14 protein-coding genes are annotated in these 16,966 nt (G+C 50.5%); 2 read left to right on the top strand and 12 right to left on the bottom strand.

Annotation, left to right across the window (positions count from 1 at the left end):
* Positions 1 to 76: 76 nt before the first annotated feature.
* The 12 genes from MN202_RS10370 to MN202_RS10315 all read right to left on the bottom strand — a co-directional run bounded on the left by MN202_RS10370 (position 77) and on the right by MN202_RS10315 (position 14,950).
* A complete protein-coding gene (locus tag MN202_RS10370) occupies positions 77 to 979 on the bottom strand; it encodes a porin (RefSeq protein ID WP_335736046.1) in 903 nt (300 codons plus the stop codon).
* A gap of 271 nt (positions 980 to 1,250) precedes the next feature.
* On the bottom strand, positions 1,251 to 1,973 hold the full coding sequence (gene phoU, locus MN202_RS10365; protein WP_335736045.1) for a phosphate signaling complex protein PhoU: 723 nt from the start codon (positions 1,971 to 1,973) through the stop codon (positions 1,251 to 1,253).
* Positions 1,974 to 2,008: 35 nt separating this feature from the next.
* Positions 2,009 to 2,779 carry a phosphate ABC transporter ATP-binding protein PstB gene (pstB, locus tag MN202_RS10360; RefSeq protein WP_335736044.1) on the bottom strand — a complete coding sequence of 257 codons (771 nt, stop codon included), beginning with the start codon at positions 2,777 to 2,779 and terminating at the stop codon, positions 2,009 to 2,011.
* A gap of 66 nt (positions 2,780 to 2,845) precedes the next feature.
* Positions 2,846 to 4,216 (bottom strand): phosphate ABC transporter permease PstA, encoded by a 1,371-nt coding sequence (gene pstA / locus MN202_RS10355; protein ID WP_335736043.1) that lies wholly within the window; start codon positions 4,214 to 4,216, stop codon positions 2,846 to 2,848.
* Between the two features lie 3 nt (positions 4,217 to 4,219).
* On the bottom strand, positions 4,220 to 5,599 hold the full coding sequence (pstC, locus tag MN202_RS10350; RefSeq protein ID WP_335736042.1) for a phosphate ABC transporter permease subunit PstC: 1,380 nt from the start codon (positions 5,597 to 5,599) through the stop codon (positions 4,220 to 4,222).
* A gap of 126 nt (positions 5,600 to 5,725) precedes the next feature.
* Complete coding sequence (locus tag MN202_RS10345) at positions 5,726 to 6,751, bottom strand: substrate-binding domain-containing protein (RefSeq protein WP_335736041.1); 1,026 nt, start codon at positions 6,749 to 6,751, stop codon at positions 5,726 to 5,728.
* Positions 6,752 to 6,832: 81 nt separating this feature from the next.
* Positions 6,833 to 7,579 (bottom strand): GGDEF domain-containing protein, encoded by a 747-nt coding sequence (locus MN202_RS10340; RefSeq protein WP_335736040.1) that lies wholly within the window; start codon positions 7,577 to 7,579, stop codon positions 6,833 to 6,835.
* Positions 7,580 to 7,771: 192 nt separating this feature from the next.
* Complete coding sequence (locus MN202_RS10335) at positions 7,772 to 10,873, bottom strand: S8 family serine peptidase (protein ID WP_335736039.1); 3,102 nt, start codon at positions 10,871 to 10,873, stop codon at positions 7,772 to 7,774.
* 287 nt (positions 10,874 to 11,160) lie between these two features.
* On the bottom strand, positions 11,161 to 11,700 hold the full coding sequence (locus MN202_RS10330; RefSeq protein ID WP_335736038.1) for a PEP-CTERM sorting domain-containing protein: 540 nt from the start codon (positions 11,698 to 11,700) through the stop codon (positions 11,161 to 11,163).
* 206 nt (positions 11,701 to 11,906) lie between these two features.
* The gene (tdh, locus tag MN202_RS10325; protein ID WP_335736037.1) at positions 11,907 to 12,932 is read right to left on the bottom strand and encodes an L-threonine 3-dehydrogenase; all 1,026 of its coding nucleotides are present in this window, start codon (positions 12,930 to 12,932) and stop codon (positions 11,907 to 11,909) included.
* Between the two features lie 15 nt (positions 12,933 to 12,947).
* Positions 12,948 to 14,144, bottom strand: a complete 1,197-nt coding sequence (locus tag MN202_RS10320; RefSeq protein WP_335736036.1) for a glycine C-acetyltransferase — start codon at positions 14,142 to 14,144, stop codon at positions 12,948 to 12,950.
* A gap of 158 nt (positions 14,145 to 14,302) precedes the next feature.
* Positions 14,303 to 14,950 (bottom strand): TetR/AcrR family transcriptional regulator, encoded by a 648-nt coding sequence (locus MN202_RS10315; RefSeq protein WP_335736035.1) that lies wholly within the window; start codon positions 14,948 to 14,950, stop codon positions 14,303 to 14,305.
* 118 nt (positions 14,951 to 15,068) lie between these two features.
* On the opposite strand from MN202_RS10315, the gene coaD reads away from it, so the two are divergent.
* Together coaD and MN202_RS10305 are read left to right on the top strand one after the other, a co-directional pair.
* Positions 15,069 to 15,551 (top strand): pantetheine-phosphate adenylyltransferase, encoded by a 483-nt coding sequence (gene coaD, locus MN202_RS10310; protein WP_418334278.1) that lies wholly within the window; start codon positions 15,069 to 15,071, stop codon positions 15,549 to 15,551.
* Positions 15,548 to 16,951, top strand: coding sequence for a capsule assembly Wzi family protein (locus MN202_RS10305; protein WP_335736034.1), 1,404 nt, complete (start codon positions 15,548 to 15,550; stop codon positions 16,949 to 16,951). Before coaD ends, MN202_RS10305 begins: the two co-directional genes overlap by 4 nt.
* Positions 16,952 to 16,966 lie beyond the last annotated feature (15 nt).

Genomic DNA, 16,966 nt, shown 5'->3' with positions numbered 1-16,966 from the left:
CGTAAATTCAAAAACTTAATTATCGGCAATAAAAAACGCCGGTCACAGACCGGCGCTTGTTAACAAGTGGGCAGTATTAAAACTTATGTTTAATACCCACAGCCAGATAGTCACGATCCGGCGCTGTGGTATCGAAGTTAAAACTGCTGTACCAGCCGTACAAGGTGGTATTTTTGCCGGCTTTGTAATCTACACCTAAGCTGATTGCATCATCATCTTCCAGTGTCTGGTACTGGGCTTTCAGTTCAGTTTTACCCATTGGGTAAGCCGCGCTTAACAACCAGCCGTCCTGCTCCAGGCCGCTGACAATATTTTCCTGGCTATGAAACATGGCGCCCAGTTTAAAACCGGCAACTTTACCCTGCGCCTGCACCCGCATGGCGTCGTAACCGGCAACATCGGCATCCATCGCTACCGCCGCATAAAAATTGCTGTTCTTCAGATTTTCATCACCGTAATACACGGCCGCTGAAAACGCATCTTCGGCATCGGCGGCATCTTCCATTACATAAGTCAGCTGCACACCAAAGCCGTTAAAGCTGGGGCTGTAATAAGTAATTGAGTCGCTGGCACGTACTTCACCTTTCCACAGCGCTTTAACGTCAGCCTCGTAATCACTAAACAGATCGATTTTACCCTGAGCATCTTTTAATGCCGTGTCGTGCCGGCCCAAACGAACTTCGCCAAAGCTACCGGCCAAACCAATATACTGGTTGCGCGAGGTAATGTTGTCACCATCGCCGACATCGGCTAAATCTACGCCCCACTCCAGCTGATACACCAGCTTCAGGCCACCTTCCAGTTCGTAGTCGCCTTTTAAACCAAAGCGCGAACTGTTGCTTTTCAGCTCAGAGAAGCGGCCTTCGCCTTCATCACTGGATTGTGCTGACACATTTAACTGGCCATACACTGTTACCGGATCTGCCTGCACGGCAAAGGCGGCCAGAGTGGTAGATAAAATTGCTACTGTTGTTTTCATACCTTGCACCTGTGTTGTAGTGAGCGTCGTTGCGGTCAGATTCGACATCGCTAATGTTGATGGCGGCTATCTTATGAATAATTTATGACACTAAAATGACAAAATGACATTTTTACGACTATAACATGATGATTTTATGACTAAGGATCCTTGTATTGCCTGAAACAAAGTATTTATCAAATTTTGGCAAATGCCAGCTAACTGGCTCTGCAACAACAAAAAAAGGGCCTCTATGGCCCTTTTAAGAAGAAAAAACCAGCAGTAACAACTATCAGGGCTTTTTCTCTACCACTTCGGTAACTTCAGCATCGCTTAAATGCGCCACATTGCGGCCGCGGGCCAGAAAAATAGCATGCTGGCAAATATTGCGGCTATGATCGCCAACCCGTTCCAGTGCTTTGGCCACGTTAGACACCTGCAAACTCACGCCTATTTGCTGCGCATCATGCTTCATGCTGCTTAGGCTATGGGCAATAATCTGCGCATAATCGTCGTCAATGGCTTTATCTTCGCGCAGTACATGCAGTGCTGCCTGCGCATCTATCTGTTTAAAGGCTTCCAGCGCACGCTGCAGCATTTGCTGTACCTTCTGCGCCATCACCGACAAGGCGTCGAGCTGAGCCTGGCTGGGACGGCCGTACTCGGCGCCTTTTAACAGGGCTTTGGCAATGCGTTTGGCTAAATCACCTACCCGCTCAATGTCGTTTACGCTTTTTAACACCGACAATACCAGGCGTAAGTCGCTGGCGGCAGGCTGGCGCCTCGCCAGAATGTCCAGGCAATGCTCATCAATATCCACTTCAAAGCTATTAACTTTGCGATCAAAATCTTTGACCTGTTGCGCCAGCGCCACATCGCCACTGGCAAAAGCAGCCAGAGCATCGCTTAGCTGTTGCTGTGTCAGCGCTGCCATTTGCATCAGGCGGTCTACTGCCTGTTGTAACTCTGCATCATAGGCCTGCGAATAATGGCCACCAATCTTACTGTTTGGCATAACGCCGTGCTCCTGCGAATTTAGGTTGGGCAAACTTAACCATAACGACCGGTAATATAGTCTTCGGTGCGTTTTTGCTGCGGATTGGTAAACACATCGTTGGTGTTACCAATTTCAATCAGATTGCCTAAATGGAAAAACGCTGTGCGATCAGATACCCGCGCCGCCTGCTGCATATTGTGGGTGACGATAACAATAGTGAAATTCTGCTTTAGCTCGTCAATCAGCTCTTCAATAATCGAGGTAGCAATAGGGTCCAGTGCCGAGCAGGGTTCATCCATCAGGATCACCTCGGGGCTTACCGCAATACTGCGGGCAATACACAGCCGCTGTTGCTGGCCGCCGGATAAACCGGTACCGGGTTGATCCAGCCGGTCTTTTACTTCATTCCACAAGCCAGCGCGGCGCAGGCTGGACTCAACGATATCGTCTAAATCGGCTTTACGCTCGGCCAGGCCATGTAAGCGCGGGCCATAGGCGATATTTTCATAAATCGACTTCGGGAACGGGTTTGGCTTTTGAAACACCATGCCAACCTGGGCCCGCAATTGCACGACGTCCAGCGCCGGCTCATGAATATCGCGACCGTCCAGGGTAATGCTGCCGGTTACGCGGCAATGCTCTATGGTATCGTTCATCCGGTTCATACAACGTAAAAATGTTGATTTACCGCAGCCAGACGGGCCGATAAAAGAAATCACTTCATTCTGATACACGTCCATGCTGATGCCATGCAGCGCTTCATTTTCGCCGTAGAATACTTTGACGTCTTTGGCACTGATTTTTACCGGAACTGTGTTTGTCATGCGTTTATCCGTTAGCTAAAAACTAAAACTGTTACTACACCTTGCAGCGGCTGTTACCGGCTGCGCCTACCAGCGTTTCTCGTATTTTTTCCGCAACCAGATAGCCAGGCCGTTCAGGCTTAGCATCATCAGTAGCAGCACGATAATGGCTGCTGAGGTACGGGCTTCAAAGAAATTACGCAGCTCATTGCCCTGCCACAGGTAAATTTGCACCGGCAATGCCGTCGCCTGCTCAAACGGCGACGCTGGCACAGACGCAACAAAAGACTTCATGCCAATCAATAGCAGTGGTGCTGTCTCACCCAGTGCCTGAGCTACGCCTAAAATAGCACCGGTTAAAATGCCGGGTATCGCCAGCGGTAATACATGGTGAAATATCGCCTGCATTTTCGACGCGCCCAGCCCCAGTGCGGCCTGGCGAATTGACGGCGGTATAGCTTTAAGAGTCGAGCGGGTGGCAATAATCACCGTTGGCAATGTCATAAGCGATAACACCAAACCACCCACTATCGGTGCCGACATTGGCAGATTAAACCAGCCAATTAGTACCGAGGCACCCAGCAAACCAAACACTATTGACGGTACTGCTGCCAGGTTATTGATATTAACCTCAACCAAATCAGTAATACGGTTACGCGGTGCAAACTCTTCCAGATAAATCGCTGCCGCGACCCCCATCGGCACCGCCAGTAAAATCACCACCAGCATCATATAAAACGAGCCCATAAAGGCACCGGCCAAACCGGCGGATGCCAGCGAGCTGCGCGAGTCAGGGTTCATAAACAATGCCAGACTAAAGCGGCTTGTTATCACACCGTCTGCGGCCAGTTTATCTACCCATTCGCGCATTTTCGGGCTTAGCTGCTGTTGTTCATCGGGCAGGCTGCGGTCAATATTGCCTTTTAACCAAACATCGATATTGGCATCAGTTAGCAGGTGCAAGGTACGGGTTTGGCCAATAATAGTTGGATCTGCCACCACCATATCGCGCAGTGCAAAGCGTTCACCTGAGGTGACTACCCGCGCCAGATCGCGCCGGTGTTTGCTGGCATCGGGCAAGATTTGCTGCAGGCTGTCGGTGATCAGACGGTTAAAGTTAATAAAGCCCAGCTGGGTTTGCCAGGCCAGATCACGCTGGCGAAAGTCATTGTCAGACTCGCCTGCCTGCTGTACCGGTTTTTCTTCAACCTTAATAATCTTAGGGTCAAAATAAATATCCAGCGTAATGGCCGACTGCCAGAATGCCGGCAGACCCTTAGCGAATATATTAATAAACAGCACGGCCACCAGCGCCAGGCTGATCAGCACCGCGCTTAAGCCCAGGCTGCGGAACAAACGTTCTTTGCGATGGCGCTTTTGCAGCGAGGCTATAACTTTTTGCTGTACCTGCGACGGTGGTGCCACAGCTTTAATCGGATTTTCTGCAATAATGGTCATATTTTACTCGTATTGCTCGCGGTACTTACGCACTATTACCAGCGCCATCACGTTTAACAGCAGCGTAATAACAAACAGCGTTAATCCCAGGGCAAAGGCCACCAGAGATTGCGGGCTGGAAAAATCGTTGTCACCGGTAAGCTGGTTTACGATTGTTACCGTAACCGTTGATACCGCTTCAAATGGGTTAGCCGTTAGTGCCGGGCTGTTACCTGCAGCCAGTACCACTATCATGGTTTCACCTATTGCACGGCTGGCTGCCAGCAATACCGCACCGACAATACCAGGCAAGGCTGCCGGCAACACGACTTTCAATACCGTTTCAGATTTAGTCGCGCCAAGGCCCAAAGAGCCGTCACGCATCGATTTTGGTACCTGGGTTATAATGTCGTCGGACAACGAAGAGATAAACGGAATTATCATTATGCCCATCACCACACCGGCAGTAAGTGCCGAGGTCGCGTTAATGCTCAGGCCGACGGCATTACCCAAATCACGTAAAAACGGCCCTACCGTTACCAGCGCAAAAAAGCCATACACTATGGTAGGAATACCGGCCAGCACTTCAATCACCGGCTTGGCAATATTACGCAGCCGGTAAGGTGCGTACTCGGCCAGATAAACTGCCACCATTAACCCCAGCGGAATAGCCACCAGCATTGCAATCGCTGAAATCAACATAGTGCCCGACAGTAGCGGTACTAAGCCAAAACTGCCTTGCTCGCCGACACCAACCGTAGAAAAACGCGGGTTCCAGGTGGTACCAAAGAAGAAGTCTGTCGGTGATATATAGCTGAAAAACTTCATGGTCTCGCCAACCATCGACAACACTATGCCAATAGTGGTCAGAATAGCCACCGCCGAGCACAACACCAGCAGCGCCTTCACCACTTTTTCGACCTGATGACGCGCTTTGAGCAACGGGGTGATTTTTTGCAGGCTAAGTAACATGCCAACAGCTGCGATAACCGCGATTAGCGCCGTCAGTACTATGGCGCTGTTGGCTTTAAGCTGGTTTAGCTGTTCAGCAGCGTTAAGCTCCCACTGTTCAGCATCAGCTACCACACCAAAATTACTCGCCAGGTTATTAATGCGCTGTAAAACCACCCGTAGTTGCTCAGCACTCTGGCTGGCAATATCGGCCGGTAAAGCACTAACCAGCATCGCATTAATCACTGCCGGTGACAGCCACAGCCATAATAGCAGCAGCATAAAGGCTGGCAGAACCGCCCACAGCCCTACCATCATACCGTAGTGGTGCGGCCTGGAATGCATACGCAAATTAGGGTTAACTGTAGCAACGTTGCGGCTGCGGCGGGTACCAAACTGATAGCCCATAGCCAGCAACATCAACAGCACTACAATTAACGACAGGTTACTCATGGTCACTCCGTAAGCAGCATTACGCCAGTTAAGGCTGGCAGTGTAAGCGGCTTATATTTCATTTTTATGACAGCCCAATATAACTAAAAGAACCCTGCTGGGTTCTTTTAGTTTATAGCGTTGTAATTACAGCGATTTTTTTGATGCGATAGCTTGCTGAATTTCAGCACGCTCGTCATCTGCCAACGGTATTAAGCCGGCGCTTTCCAGCACACTGCCAAAACCTGACATAGTGTCACTGACATGAAATTGAGCATATTCCTGCAAGCCCGGGATCACGCCAATGTGAGCACCTTTAACGTAAATAAACAGTGGCCGCGATACCGGGTATTCACCGGAGATAATGGTATCCTGGTTCGGTTCTACGCCAGACATAGTGGCAACCTTAATACGGTCACGGTTGGCTTCATAGAAGCTTAAACCAAATACGCCGATAGCGTCTTTCTGTGCCTGTAACCGCGCCAGTGTTTCAGTATAATCACCGGCAATTTCTACCACTTTGCCGTCGGTACGCATAGCGGTACAGAATTTATGGGCCGCATCTTTATCCATGGCTTTTACTTCAGCCAGTGATTTACAACCCGGGATCACCGCTTTTTCTTCATAAACTTCACGGGTACCGTGGTTTGAACCAGGAATCGCCAGCAAAATTTCCTGATCCGGCAGGTTTTTGTCGATTTGGTTCCAGCGCGTGTATGGGTTGGTTACCATTGCACCGTTTTGTGGCACCTGGGCTGCCTGCGCTAAAAACACATGCAGTGGCTCTAATTTAAACACTGCCGCATCGGTACGTGACGCAAACACTATGCCGTCATATCCAATTTTAACTTCAATAATTTCTTTTACGCCGTTAGCTTTACAGGCTTCAACTTCATTTGGCCGGATTTTACGTGATGAGTTAGCGATATCGATAGTATTGGCGCCAACACCCTGGCAAAACTGACGTAAACCGCCTGATGAACCGCCTGACCCTACCACTGGTGTACGGAACTGGGCAAAATTATTACCAAACTCTTCAGCCACAACAGACGAGAAGGGCAGTACTGTTGATGAACCGGCAATTTGAATAGTATCACGGCTACTTTGAGCCTGAGCTGACGTGCTCAGCACACCAACAGCTAACAGCACAGCGGTAAGAGTATTTAATTTCATCATCATTCCTCGGTTATCCGATCTTGGGTTAGCTGCAGTTTGCTGCATTTTTATTGCAGTAATATGACAGGCGACAATTTTTTAATTGTCGGTATAGCCATGATGCTGCACACAGCAGCGATTGCGTCCCTGCCGCTTTGCCTGATACAACGCCTGATCGGCGCGCAACAGCAGTTTGTCCAGATCGTCCTGCTCGGGCTGATACATGGCAATGCCAATGCTGCAGGTAACCGTTAAACTGTTGCCATCACTAAGGGAGAATGGCCGCTGTGCCACCGCTATTCTGATACGGTCAGCCGATAAAATCGCTGTTTTTAAGTCGATTTCCGGCAGCAGAATAAAAAACTCCTCACCACCGTAGCGACCGGCTAAATCGGTTTCGCGAATACTTTGCAGACATAAACCGGCAAACTCAATTAACACCTTATCGCCGGTAGCATGGCCGTACTGATCATTTACCTGTTTAAAATGGTCAATATCCAACATCAGTACTGCCAAATCTTTGTGATACCGGTTGGCCCGACGGATTTCAGCTTGCGCCCGCTGCAAAATGGCACGGCGGTTAGATAAGCCGGTTAACTGATCGGTGGTAGCCATTTGCAGTAATTCTTTATTGCTGTCGAGTAGCTGCAGCTCGGTTTGGGCATGGCGGGCAATTTCGGCGCGCAGGGCTGTTGCGGTGTGGCGAAATTTAACAATCACCACTGCCAGTAACACTAATAACGCCACGCAGCACGCCAGCAAAACCACAACAACTAAGCTGGCATTGGCAAAATGGTAATCGGGTTGGGTTGCATCAGCGCGGCCAGAAACGGCTGCCAGAAGCATGCTACAGCACTGCCAACGCCGCCGCTGACTTAAGCTGATCTGGGAAAATCTGACTGTGAACACAGCTAAGTTCCTGCTTATTAGCACTGTTGGCAACCTGTTTAGTATAGGCCAGCTTCTTTAACGGTAAAGGCAACGGCTTTTACCGGAAAAGCCCGGCATAAATGCCGGGCTGCTATCAGATACTCCGTGTTAGTTAGCCAGGATCTCCAGTAAACTGCTGGCCTGTTCAATGCCGTCCTCATCTTTAAATGACATCACGCCAAGATAAGGAAATGGGCTGGCTGTCAGACCGGTTGTAATCAAGGTAACATTGTTAGGCCTGCCGGCTATAGCCCGCATGCTGGCGGCGACGCGGCTGTTATTTTCATTGGCGTTGGCAAGCCAAACCGGCATGGTGTAGCTGGCCTGCTCTGCACCAAACAGCGAATAACCGTGTACAAACACCAGATAAAAGTCGCCTGCGGCCCCATTGGCTGCAGGTGCAGGATCACGCAGTGTTACCTCTTCGTAACCGCCCTCATTGGCGGAAGAACCTACCGCAGAGCATGACAGCGCAATACAACGATAGACAAACATATCCAGATCCGCGCCAGGTACATCAGCCAGCTCTTCATACAGGCTAAAACGCACCAACCGGGTACCTTGCGGCACCAGGAAAGTATGGAAGCCTAAACCCGGCTCATTGAAGGTAAAGCTGCTGTTAGCATCCTGCGCGACTACACCGGACGACCCAAAGGGTGCAGTCAGTCCCCACAGCGCCGTGCTGGTCATGCCGCTGTAGTTCATCATTACCGGAAAGCTGACACGGCCACCTTTGGCCAAAGCAGAGGCATTAATTTCTGCCGGCGCAACAATCTTCTTCGGCGGCACCACTTTTACCGCTATCGGGCTGCGTACACTGTGTACTCCGTCCGACCAGGTAATGGCACCAAACACCCATTGCTCAAACACTGCGTCTTGCGTTGGCGTAAAAATCAGACTAAACGGCACTGTCGCACCCGCTGGCACCGACAGCATATTGGCACCGTCATTAGTAACAACTGTCACGCTGACACCGGCAGGAGCTTCAATACTGGCGGTATATACCGCGGCTGAAGCACTGACATTGGTTACCCGGCGCTGCAAGGTTTCTTGCTCTGACAGCTGAGCAATGGCCATAGAGGGCAGGTTTAACTGGCTGGCGTCGGTGTTGTAACCGGCATTGACAAAAGCAGCGCAGGAAAAGCCACTGGCCGTTTGCACAAAGGCGCCCTGGCCCACTCCACAGAGGAAGGCAAAATATTCCAAATTAGAAATAGGATAGGTCAAGCCCGGATTAACAGCAGTATTAGGCACTACATGGCCGGCGCCAAAATCAAAGGGATCAGCCGCGGTTACGCCGTTTTCTTTGCTCAGGTTTTGCCTGGCTGTCGTCATAATGGCCGATTTTATCATCGCTGCCGACCACCCCGGATTAACTTCTTTTACCAGAGCGGCAATACCGGCAATATGCGGGCTGGACATTGACGTGCCTTGCAGGTAGGTGAAACTGGTACCTGGCGCGCCAAACATTGATTGCGCCGATGCACCGGCGAGAATTTTCACGCCAGGGGCAGTGATATCGGGTTTAATGATATCCAGCGTATTCAGGTTCGGCCCCCGGGACGAGAACCCTGCCATCAAATTGCCCACCTCAACCACATCGTCTACAAATACCGACGGGCTCATTTTTACATTAACAGTACCACCGCCACTTATTTCTGCGTTAATAGCACTGCCGGCTGCCAAAGTAGTCATTACCGCAGGGAAAGTAAAACTGCCGGTGCCCCCCATAGCAATAGGTGCCGCTGCCGAGTTATTGTACATAATAACCGCCGCAACACCGGCCGCCTGCGCGTTCGCCAGTTTAATATCAAAGCCGCAGTTACCACGTTGCATCAGCGCAATTTTGCCCGCCAGTTCGGCGGCATTATTCAGCGCGGTACAGGCTTCAAGTGGCGACGCCACAACCACGTCAGCAACAACATCACCGCTTACACTAAGCGGTACTGTCGTAACACCTTCTATTGACTGATACACACCCTGTAGCGGACCGGCGGTGACTTCGATGCCGTTAGATACACTGGTACCACTGTACGTCGAAGCCGCAACCGTAGTAACCCAGGGAGCCGGCGTGCCAATGGTGCTTGCTGCCGGGCCGTTATTACCTGCAGACACTGCGACAAAGACCCCGGCCTGGGCAGCGCGCAATTTTGCAGCAGCCTGTGGCGTGGTGATATTGGTTAAACTGCCGCTAATGGAATAGTTAATCACATCGACACCGTCAGCCACAGCCTGGTCAATGGCGGCCATAGTATCGCCGCCAAAACAACCGCGTTCCGGCTGCCCCTGCGGATTAGTGTAAGTGCTATTCCAGCAGGCTTTATACATAGCAACACGGGCGCGCGGGGCTATACCCGACACGGTAGCCACTGCGGTGCCGTTGAGTACCGCTGTAACATCTGCATTACCAGCAGCAGTTGAGGCGACATGGGTACCATGATCATCCGCATCCCGCGGGGAGACAAACTCGCCTGGTTGCAGCTGATATACGCTTTCAAACGATTCTTTGTAATAGCGGGCACCAATCAGTTTGTTATTACAGCTGAAAGCCGCATCTTCACCGCTATCACAGGCTCCGGCCCACCCCGCCAGCGGAGTGTAGCTGCCATCATCGGCAAAGCTGGGATGCTCTGGCCAGATACCGCTGTCAACTACACCTATGACTATGCCTTCACCTTTTACACCTTGCACATGTAAACCGTCAGGTTCACCGGTCAGGCCAAGAAAAGCCGGCGTATTAGAGGTGGTAAGTTGCTGCGCTTCATCACGCCATACCCCCAGCACATTCGGATGGTTACGCAATGTTTCGGCCTGAGCCGCGGTCATTTTCGCCGAAAAGCCATTAAAAGTATGGGTGTACGAATATAACAACTTGCCGCTGCCACTTTGCGTGGCTAACTGTTGATGAAAATGTTTTAAGCCGTTGGTGTAGCTTAGCATTCGGGCTGATCCGGCATTGTAGCGGTTAAGACCGACGGTGACCGATTCTGCCGCCGGCAGCAGCTCACCCAGTTCTTCCGCTTTTTCTACCCCGCTTTTACCTTTTACCTGCACAATATAAGGCACCGGCGTCGTGCTTTCTTCTGCTTGCTGTAGCAGGGTGCGGTCTACTTCAATCTGATAATTCGTCGCCACTACTACAGCTGGCATGGCGCCTACCGCCAAAGCAACAGCACAGGCCGTTCTGGACATAAATTGGTTAAATTGCATCTGATATCTCCGTTTATTGTTTTTCTCGCTGTACAACAGGAGTTAATTCGGAGGGAAGTCACTGCCGTTCGGCTTCCAGCCATCTGACTCTCGCTGCAGCGTTGTTTAACGCCGCAATAGCGTTATTGCTGCGATAAACTTACTGACAACTACTGTATAATTTTTTGACAGCCAGTCATTTCACTCAGCCGACACGGTACAGAGCCTGCAAAGCTGTAACTGCTTGTTGCAGATATGTGTACGCAGGAGCCGACCAGGTGCTGTGCAAAAAAGCAGACGCTGCCAGGCTAAACCAGCCCGTGTCGACGCTGACGTACCATCAAGCCTGCCAAAGCGCCAAACAACAACCAGAAAGTGGCCGGTGCCGGTACTGCGGTAGTTTGGCCCGGTGCTAAATTCACCAATGCGGTAAATTCATCGGTGGTAAAGTTATAGGAGGTGAAATAAGGCGGTAAGCCGGGATCATTCAGATCGAAAAAGCCCGAAAAGGCGAATTCTCCGCTGATATCGCTAACATCAAAGTTCAAATATTCCAGGCCAGCGAAAACGTTGGCCGGGTCAAACCCTAAGCTTACAAAGAAAAAACTGCTGTCAATTTCATAGCCGAACAGGGTAAAACTTTGCCACGCCAGCAATTCGCCGGTGCCAGGAAACCATTCATCAAGATCGTCAGTATCAAAACTAATAGCGCCGATAGAAATAATACTGCCACCCGGGTCTTCTACCAGCAGCTCCTGTGTCAGGATCAGGCCTGCATGGGCCGGTTTCGACAGGGTGACAGCACTGAGCAGCACGACAGACAGTGCAAGAACAATAGACTTCAACATGGATTACCTCTTATTTATTTTGTTTTAGATTAGGTGTGGTGCAATTGCTTGCAATTTAACCAATGCATAAAACAATCCAATTGTTAATACTGAATTTATTCAATCTATTAGCTATTGTTAAACTAGCTTACGCCCGAGCTGATGTATAAAAAATAGACAATAAAAAAGGCGAACCTGAGTTCGCCTTTTTACTGCTAACGGACAGACTAAGACCAGTTAAGTACGACTTTACCCGACTGGCCGGAGCACATAATGTCAAAGCCTTGCTGGAACTGCTCTACCGGCAATTCATGCGTGACCATAGGGCTAAGGTCGAGGCCGGATTGAATTAAACTGGCCATTTTGTACCAGGTTTCAAACATCTCGCGGCCGTAAATGCCTTTAATCACCAGGCCTTTGAAGATTACTTTATTCCAATCTACGGCCATATCTGACGGTGGAATACCCAGCATGGCAATCTTGCCACCATGATTCATGGTATCGAGCATGCCACGAAACGCCGAAGGCACCCCGGACATTTCCAGGCCAACGTCAAACCCTTCCGTCATGCCCAGCTCTTTCATCACGTCTTTTAAGTTCTGCTTGCTGACATCCACCGCCCGTGTAGCACCCATTTTCAGTGCCAGCTCCAGCCGGTACTGGTTGACATCAGTAATAACCACATGCCGGGCGCCAACATGACGCGCCACCGCCGCGGCCATAATACCAATGGGGCCAGCCCCGGTAATAAGCACATCTTCGCCAACTAAATCGAATGACAGCGCCGTATGTACCGCATTCCCAAAAGGATCAAAAATAGCGGCAATATTGTCAGGAATATTATCTGCCAGCTTAAAGGCGTTATAGGCCGGAATAACCAGATACTCAGCAAAAGAACCAGGCCGGTTGACACCGACACCTATGGTATTACGGCACAAATGCACCCGGCCGGCGCGACAGTTGCGACAGTGACCACAGGTAATGTGGCCTTCGCCGGAGACGCGGTCGCCAATACTAAAACCGCGCACTTCTGAACCCATATCTTCAATAACACCTACATATTCATGGCCTACTACCATGCCATGCGGAATAGTGTTTTGCGCCCACTCATCCCACTTATAAATGTGCACATCGGTACCACAAATCGCGGTTTTCTTTATGCGAATTAACACATCATTCGGCCCTACCTGCGGTTTTTCTACCTCGGTTTGCCAAATACCCGGTTCTGCTTTTAACTTTGCCAGTGCTTTCATTTTCACGCCCCGCCCTTATGCGATCACGCCCATGTCTTTACCAATGCGGATAAAGGCGTCTATCGCCTTATCCAGTTGCTCTGTTGTATGTGCTGCTGAAATTTGTGTCCGGATACGGGCCTGGCCTTTTGGCACCACCGGGAAAGAGAAACCGACCACGTAAATACCTTGCTCCAGCATGCGCTTAGCCATCTCAGCTGCTATTTTGGCATCGCCCAGCATTACCGGAATAATAGCGTGATCTTTGCCGGCCAGCGTAAAACCTGCCGCCGACATTTTTTCGCGAAAGTAAGCGGCGTTTTGCCACAGTTTTTCCCGCAGAGCGTCGCCCTGGGCTAACATATCCAGCACTGTGATTGACGCAGTAACAATAGAAGGTGCCAGTGAATTAGAGAACAAATAAGGCCGCGAGCGCTGCCGCAACCATTCAATTACTGCTTTTTTACCCGAGGTGTAGCCACCGGACGCGCCGCCCAGCGCCTTACCTAAAGTGCCGGTAATAATGTCTACTCTGTCCATAACGCCGCAATATTCGTGGGTACCACGGCCATTTTTGCCAACAAAGCCTACCGCATGGCTGTCATCTACCATGACCAGCGCATTATATTTATCCGCCAGATCACATACTGTTTTCAGATCAGCAATTACGCCATCCATTGAAAACACACCGTCGGTAGCAATTAGCTTAAAGCGGGCGCCATCAGCGTCGGCTTGCTTTAACTGCGCTTCTAAATCGGCCATATTGTTGTTGGCATACCGGTAACGTTTGGCTTTACATAGCCGCACACCGTCAATAATAGAGGCATGGTTTAAGGCGTCAGAAATCACTGCATCTTCAGCACCGAGGATGGTTTCGAACAAGCCACCGTTAGCATCAAAACAAGATGAATATAAAATAGTGTCTTCAGTGCCTAAAAATGCGCTGATGCTTTGCTCTAATTGTTTATGAATATCCTGAGTACCGCAGATAAAACGCACCGAAGCCACACCGAAGCCATGGCTTTGTAAGCCTTGTTGTGCCGCAGCAATCAGTTGCGGGTTGTTGGCCAGGCCTAAATAGTTATTGGCACAGAAATTCAGTACCTGCTGGCCGGCAACACTCACGTCTGCACTTTGTTGTGAGGTGATAATACGTTCTGCTTTGTATAAACCTTCTGCCTTAACATCTTCTATTTGTTGTTGTATGTGTTGCAGATAAGCGCCATTGCGCATAAAGCCTCCTGTTTAGGGGGTGAGGGTTCAGAAAAACGGCGCCATTGTAAAGCTTATGCCAACGCCGTGCAGCGCTTTTGCACAGATTAGTGCACTGTTTGGACCTGCTGCTGTCAAGTTTAGCCTACAACAATGCAGCTTGTGAGCGTTCGCCGGCGCTAGTACGCCAGCGCTTCGTAATGCTGTTGTAACCGGGTTATCCTTGGTTTGGCCTGCTCGGTGGCATAAGGCTTAAACAGCAATAGCACCTGCAGTACGCCCTGATAAACACTGGCTTTATCAATTTGCTGCTGCGGCGATTGGGTTTTCAGATAGCTGATCCAAAACGTCACCACCAGCTTTATCGTATGTGCCAGATCGGTAATGTCGTCATCTTCAATACGGATCACGGCAGAGGCTTTCAGCGCTTGCAATACCGCAGTTACCCGCGCCAGCACGCCTTGTTGCACTAACAGGTAATCCTGCTGCAATGCCGCATCGCGCGATAAAATATCCGGCAAATTGGCGTAAAAGAAATGAAAACGCCACATCAGTTCAAATACCGCGTCCAGATAACTGGCCAGGGCATCCAGCGCTTCTGCCTGATCTGTAGGTGGCTTAATGCGGGTGTCCAGCAGCTTGGCATATTCTTTAAAAATCTGCCGTACTATGTCTTCTTTATTGCGAAAATGGTAATACAGGTTACCAGGGCTAATGCCCAAATGTGCTGCGATATGATTGGTGGTAACCTGGCGCTCGCCGACCTGATTAAACAGTTCTATGCTGGCTTGCAGAATTTTATCTTTTGTTCTGAGCTTTTTTTCCATCTGCGAAACAGGCTTATGGTTGGCTAAATTAATTTGCTATAGTAACGCCAAATTGACTAAAAACTCTAGTCGCAGGGTAATGCCGCCACTACCCTCGCCAAGGAATGCCGCTAACATAATGAAAATTAAAGCTATTTACCCAGGCACTTTTGACCCTTTAACCAACGGCCATGCAGATCTGGTACAACGTGCTGCCTGCATGTTTGACAGTGTTATTGTCGGCGTTGCCGCTAACCCGAGTAAACAACCGCTGTTTTCACTGGATGAACGGGTAGCGTTGGCGCAACAGGCCTTTGCCGGTATAAAAAATGTCAGCGTTATTGGTTTTTCCGGCTTACTGGCCCAGTTTGCCAAAGAACAACATGCTGCCGTGTTAATCCGCGGCGTGCGGGCCGTGGCCGATTTTGAATATGAATTTCAGCTGGCCAGCATGAACCGCCAGCTTAACCCGACACTGGACAGTGTGTTTATGACGCCGTCAGAAAAAAACACCTTTATCTCATCAACCCTGGTAAAAGAGGTGTGCCGCCATGGCGGAGATGTGTCGAGCTTTGTGCCGGCTCATGTTGAACAAGCGCTAAAAACCAAATTAAAACTATGAAACGAAATTTATCTGCACTGGCGCTGTGGTTTGGCAGCGCATCGCTGATGGCTGCGCCCTGGGTTGATACCACAGACAACTATTTGCGTCAGTCACTGCAAACTCTGGCGCAGGCCGGCATTTTAACCGGCCCGGTAAATACCTATCCGCTGATGTGGAAAAACATTGCTGCCGATTTGGCCCGGGCTGACGAGCAATCGGTGGCAGAGCTGCGCTTTGCTCTGGCCCATGTGCGTGCCGCCCTGCACGCCAGCCAGCACAGCTACATTGCCGGGGTTAAACTGAAAGCCAGTTCAGATCCATCGTTGTTTCAAAGCTTTGGCGAAAGCTATTTTGAGCAAAGTAGTGTCAGTGTATTTAAAGAGTATCTGGGGGATAACTGGGCAGGAAAAAGCCAGTTAAATTACCGCAACACCGCAGATAACAACACCGAGCAAGACCTAACGTACGATGGCAGTTACCTGGCGCTGATTGCCGGCAACTGGGTACTGGCAGTAGATCAGTTGCCGTTATGGTGGGGACCTGGCCAGCAAAGCAGCCTGTTGCTGAGCAACAATGCTAGACCAATCCCATCGCTGCGTTTAAGCCGGCATAGCTGGCAAGCCAGTGAGGCGAGTCTGTTTAGCTGGCTTGGCCCCTGGAGTTTTACCGCTTATCTCGGACAGGGCGAACATCAGAGCAACCCGGCACAGATTAAACATTTTGGTGCCCGCTTTAGTGCCCGGCCGCTGCCGCAGCTGGAGCTGGGCCTGTCCCGCATTAGCCAGTGGGGCGGTGATACGCTTGACAATAGCGCCGGTGCCTTTGCCGACATGCTGTTGCTGCGCAGCGACAGCGACGACAATGCCGACAATATGGCCGCGATTGATTTCACCTTCCATACCCGGCTGGCTGGCTGGCCACTGAGCTTTTACGGCGAGCTGGCTGATGATAACAACGGTGGCCAACTGACTAAGCCGCTACAACTGTATGGTGTACGCAGCTATTTTGGCTCAGAAGCGGCCGTACATACCTTAAGCCTGGAATGGTCTGATAGCTATATTCGCTGTGATGGCAGAGCGCAGGCTGGCAATTGTGCCTACGAAAGCGAACTGTACCCGCAGGGATACCGCCGCTATGGCCGGCTAATTGGCAGTGGCTACGGCGCCGATGCACAGGTATTATCGGCAGGTTACCGCTACCAGACATTTGACGGCTACAGCTGGGCAGCAACCTTACTTCGCGGCCGTTTTGTCAGCGAGACAACCGCGCTACACAACTGGCAACTGCGGCTGGAATACCGCCAACCACTGTTTAACGGCCTGCTAAGCCTTGAAGGCCGGGTGTTTGATAAATCACCGCAGCCGGAATTAAAAATTAAGCGCGCTAGCCTGGCGGCAACCTGGGAATATCGCTTCTAGCCCTGCGATTATCCG

It is taken from the genome of Rheinheimera muenzenbergensis (assembly GCF_036984005.1).
Lineage (GTDB): Bacteria > Pseudomonadota > Gammaproteobacteria > Enterobacterales > Alteromonadaceae > Alishewanella > Alishewanella muenzenbergensis.
The sequence above is the reverse complement of the archived record's forward strand: the minus strand, read 5'-3'. Positions and strand labels throughout refer to the sequence as shown.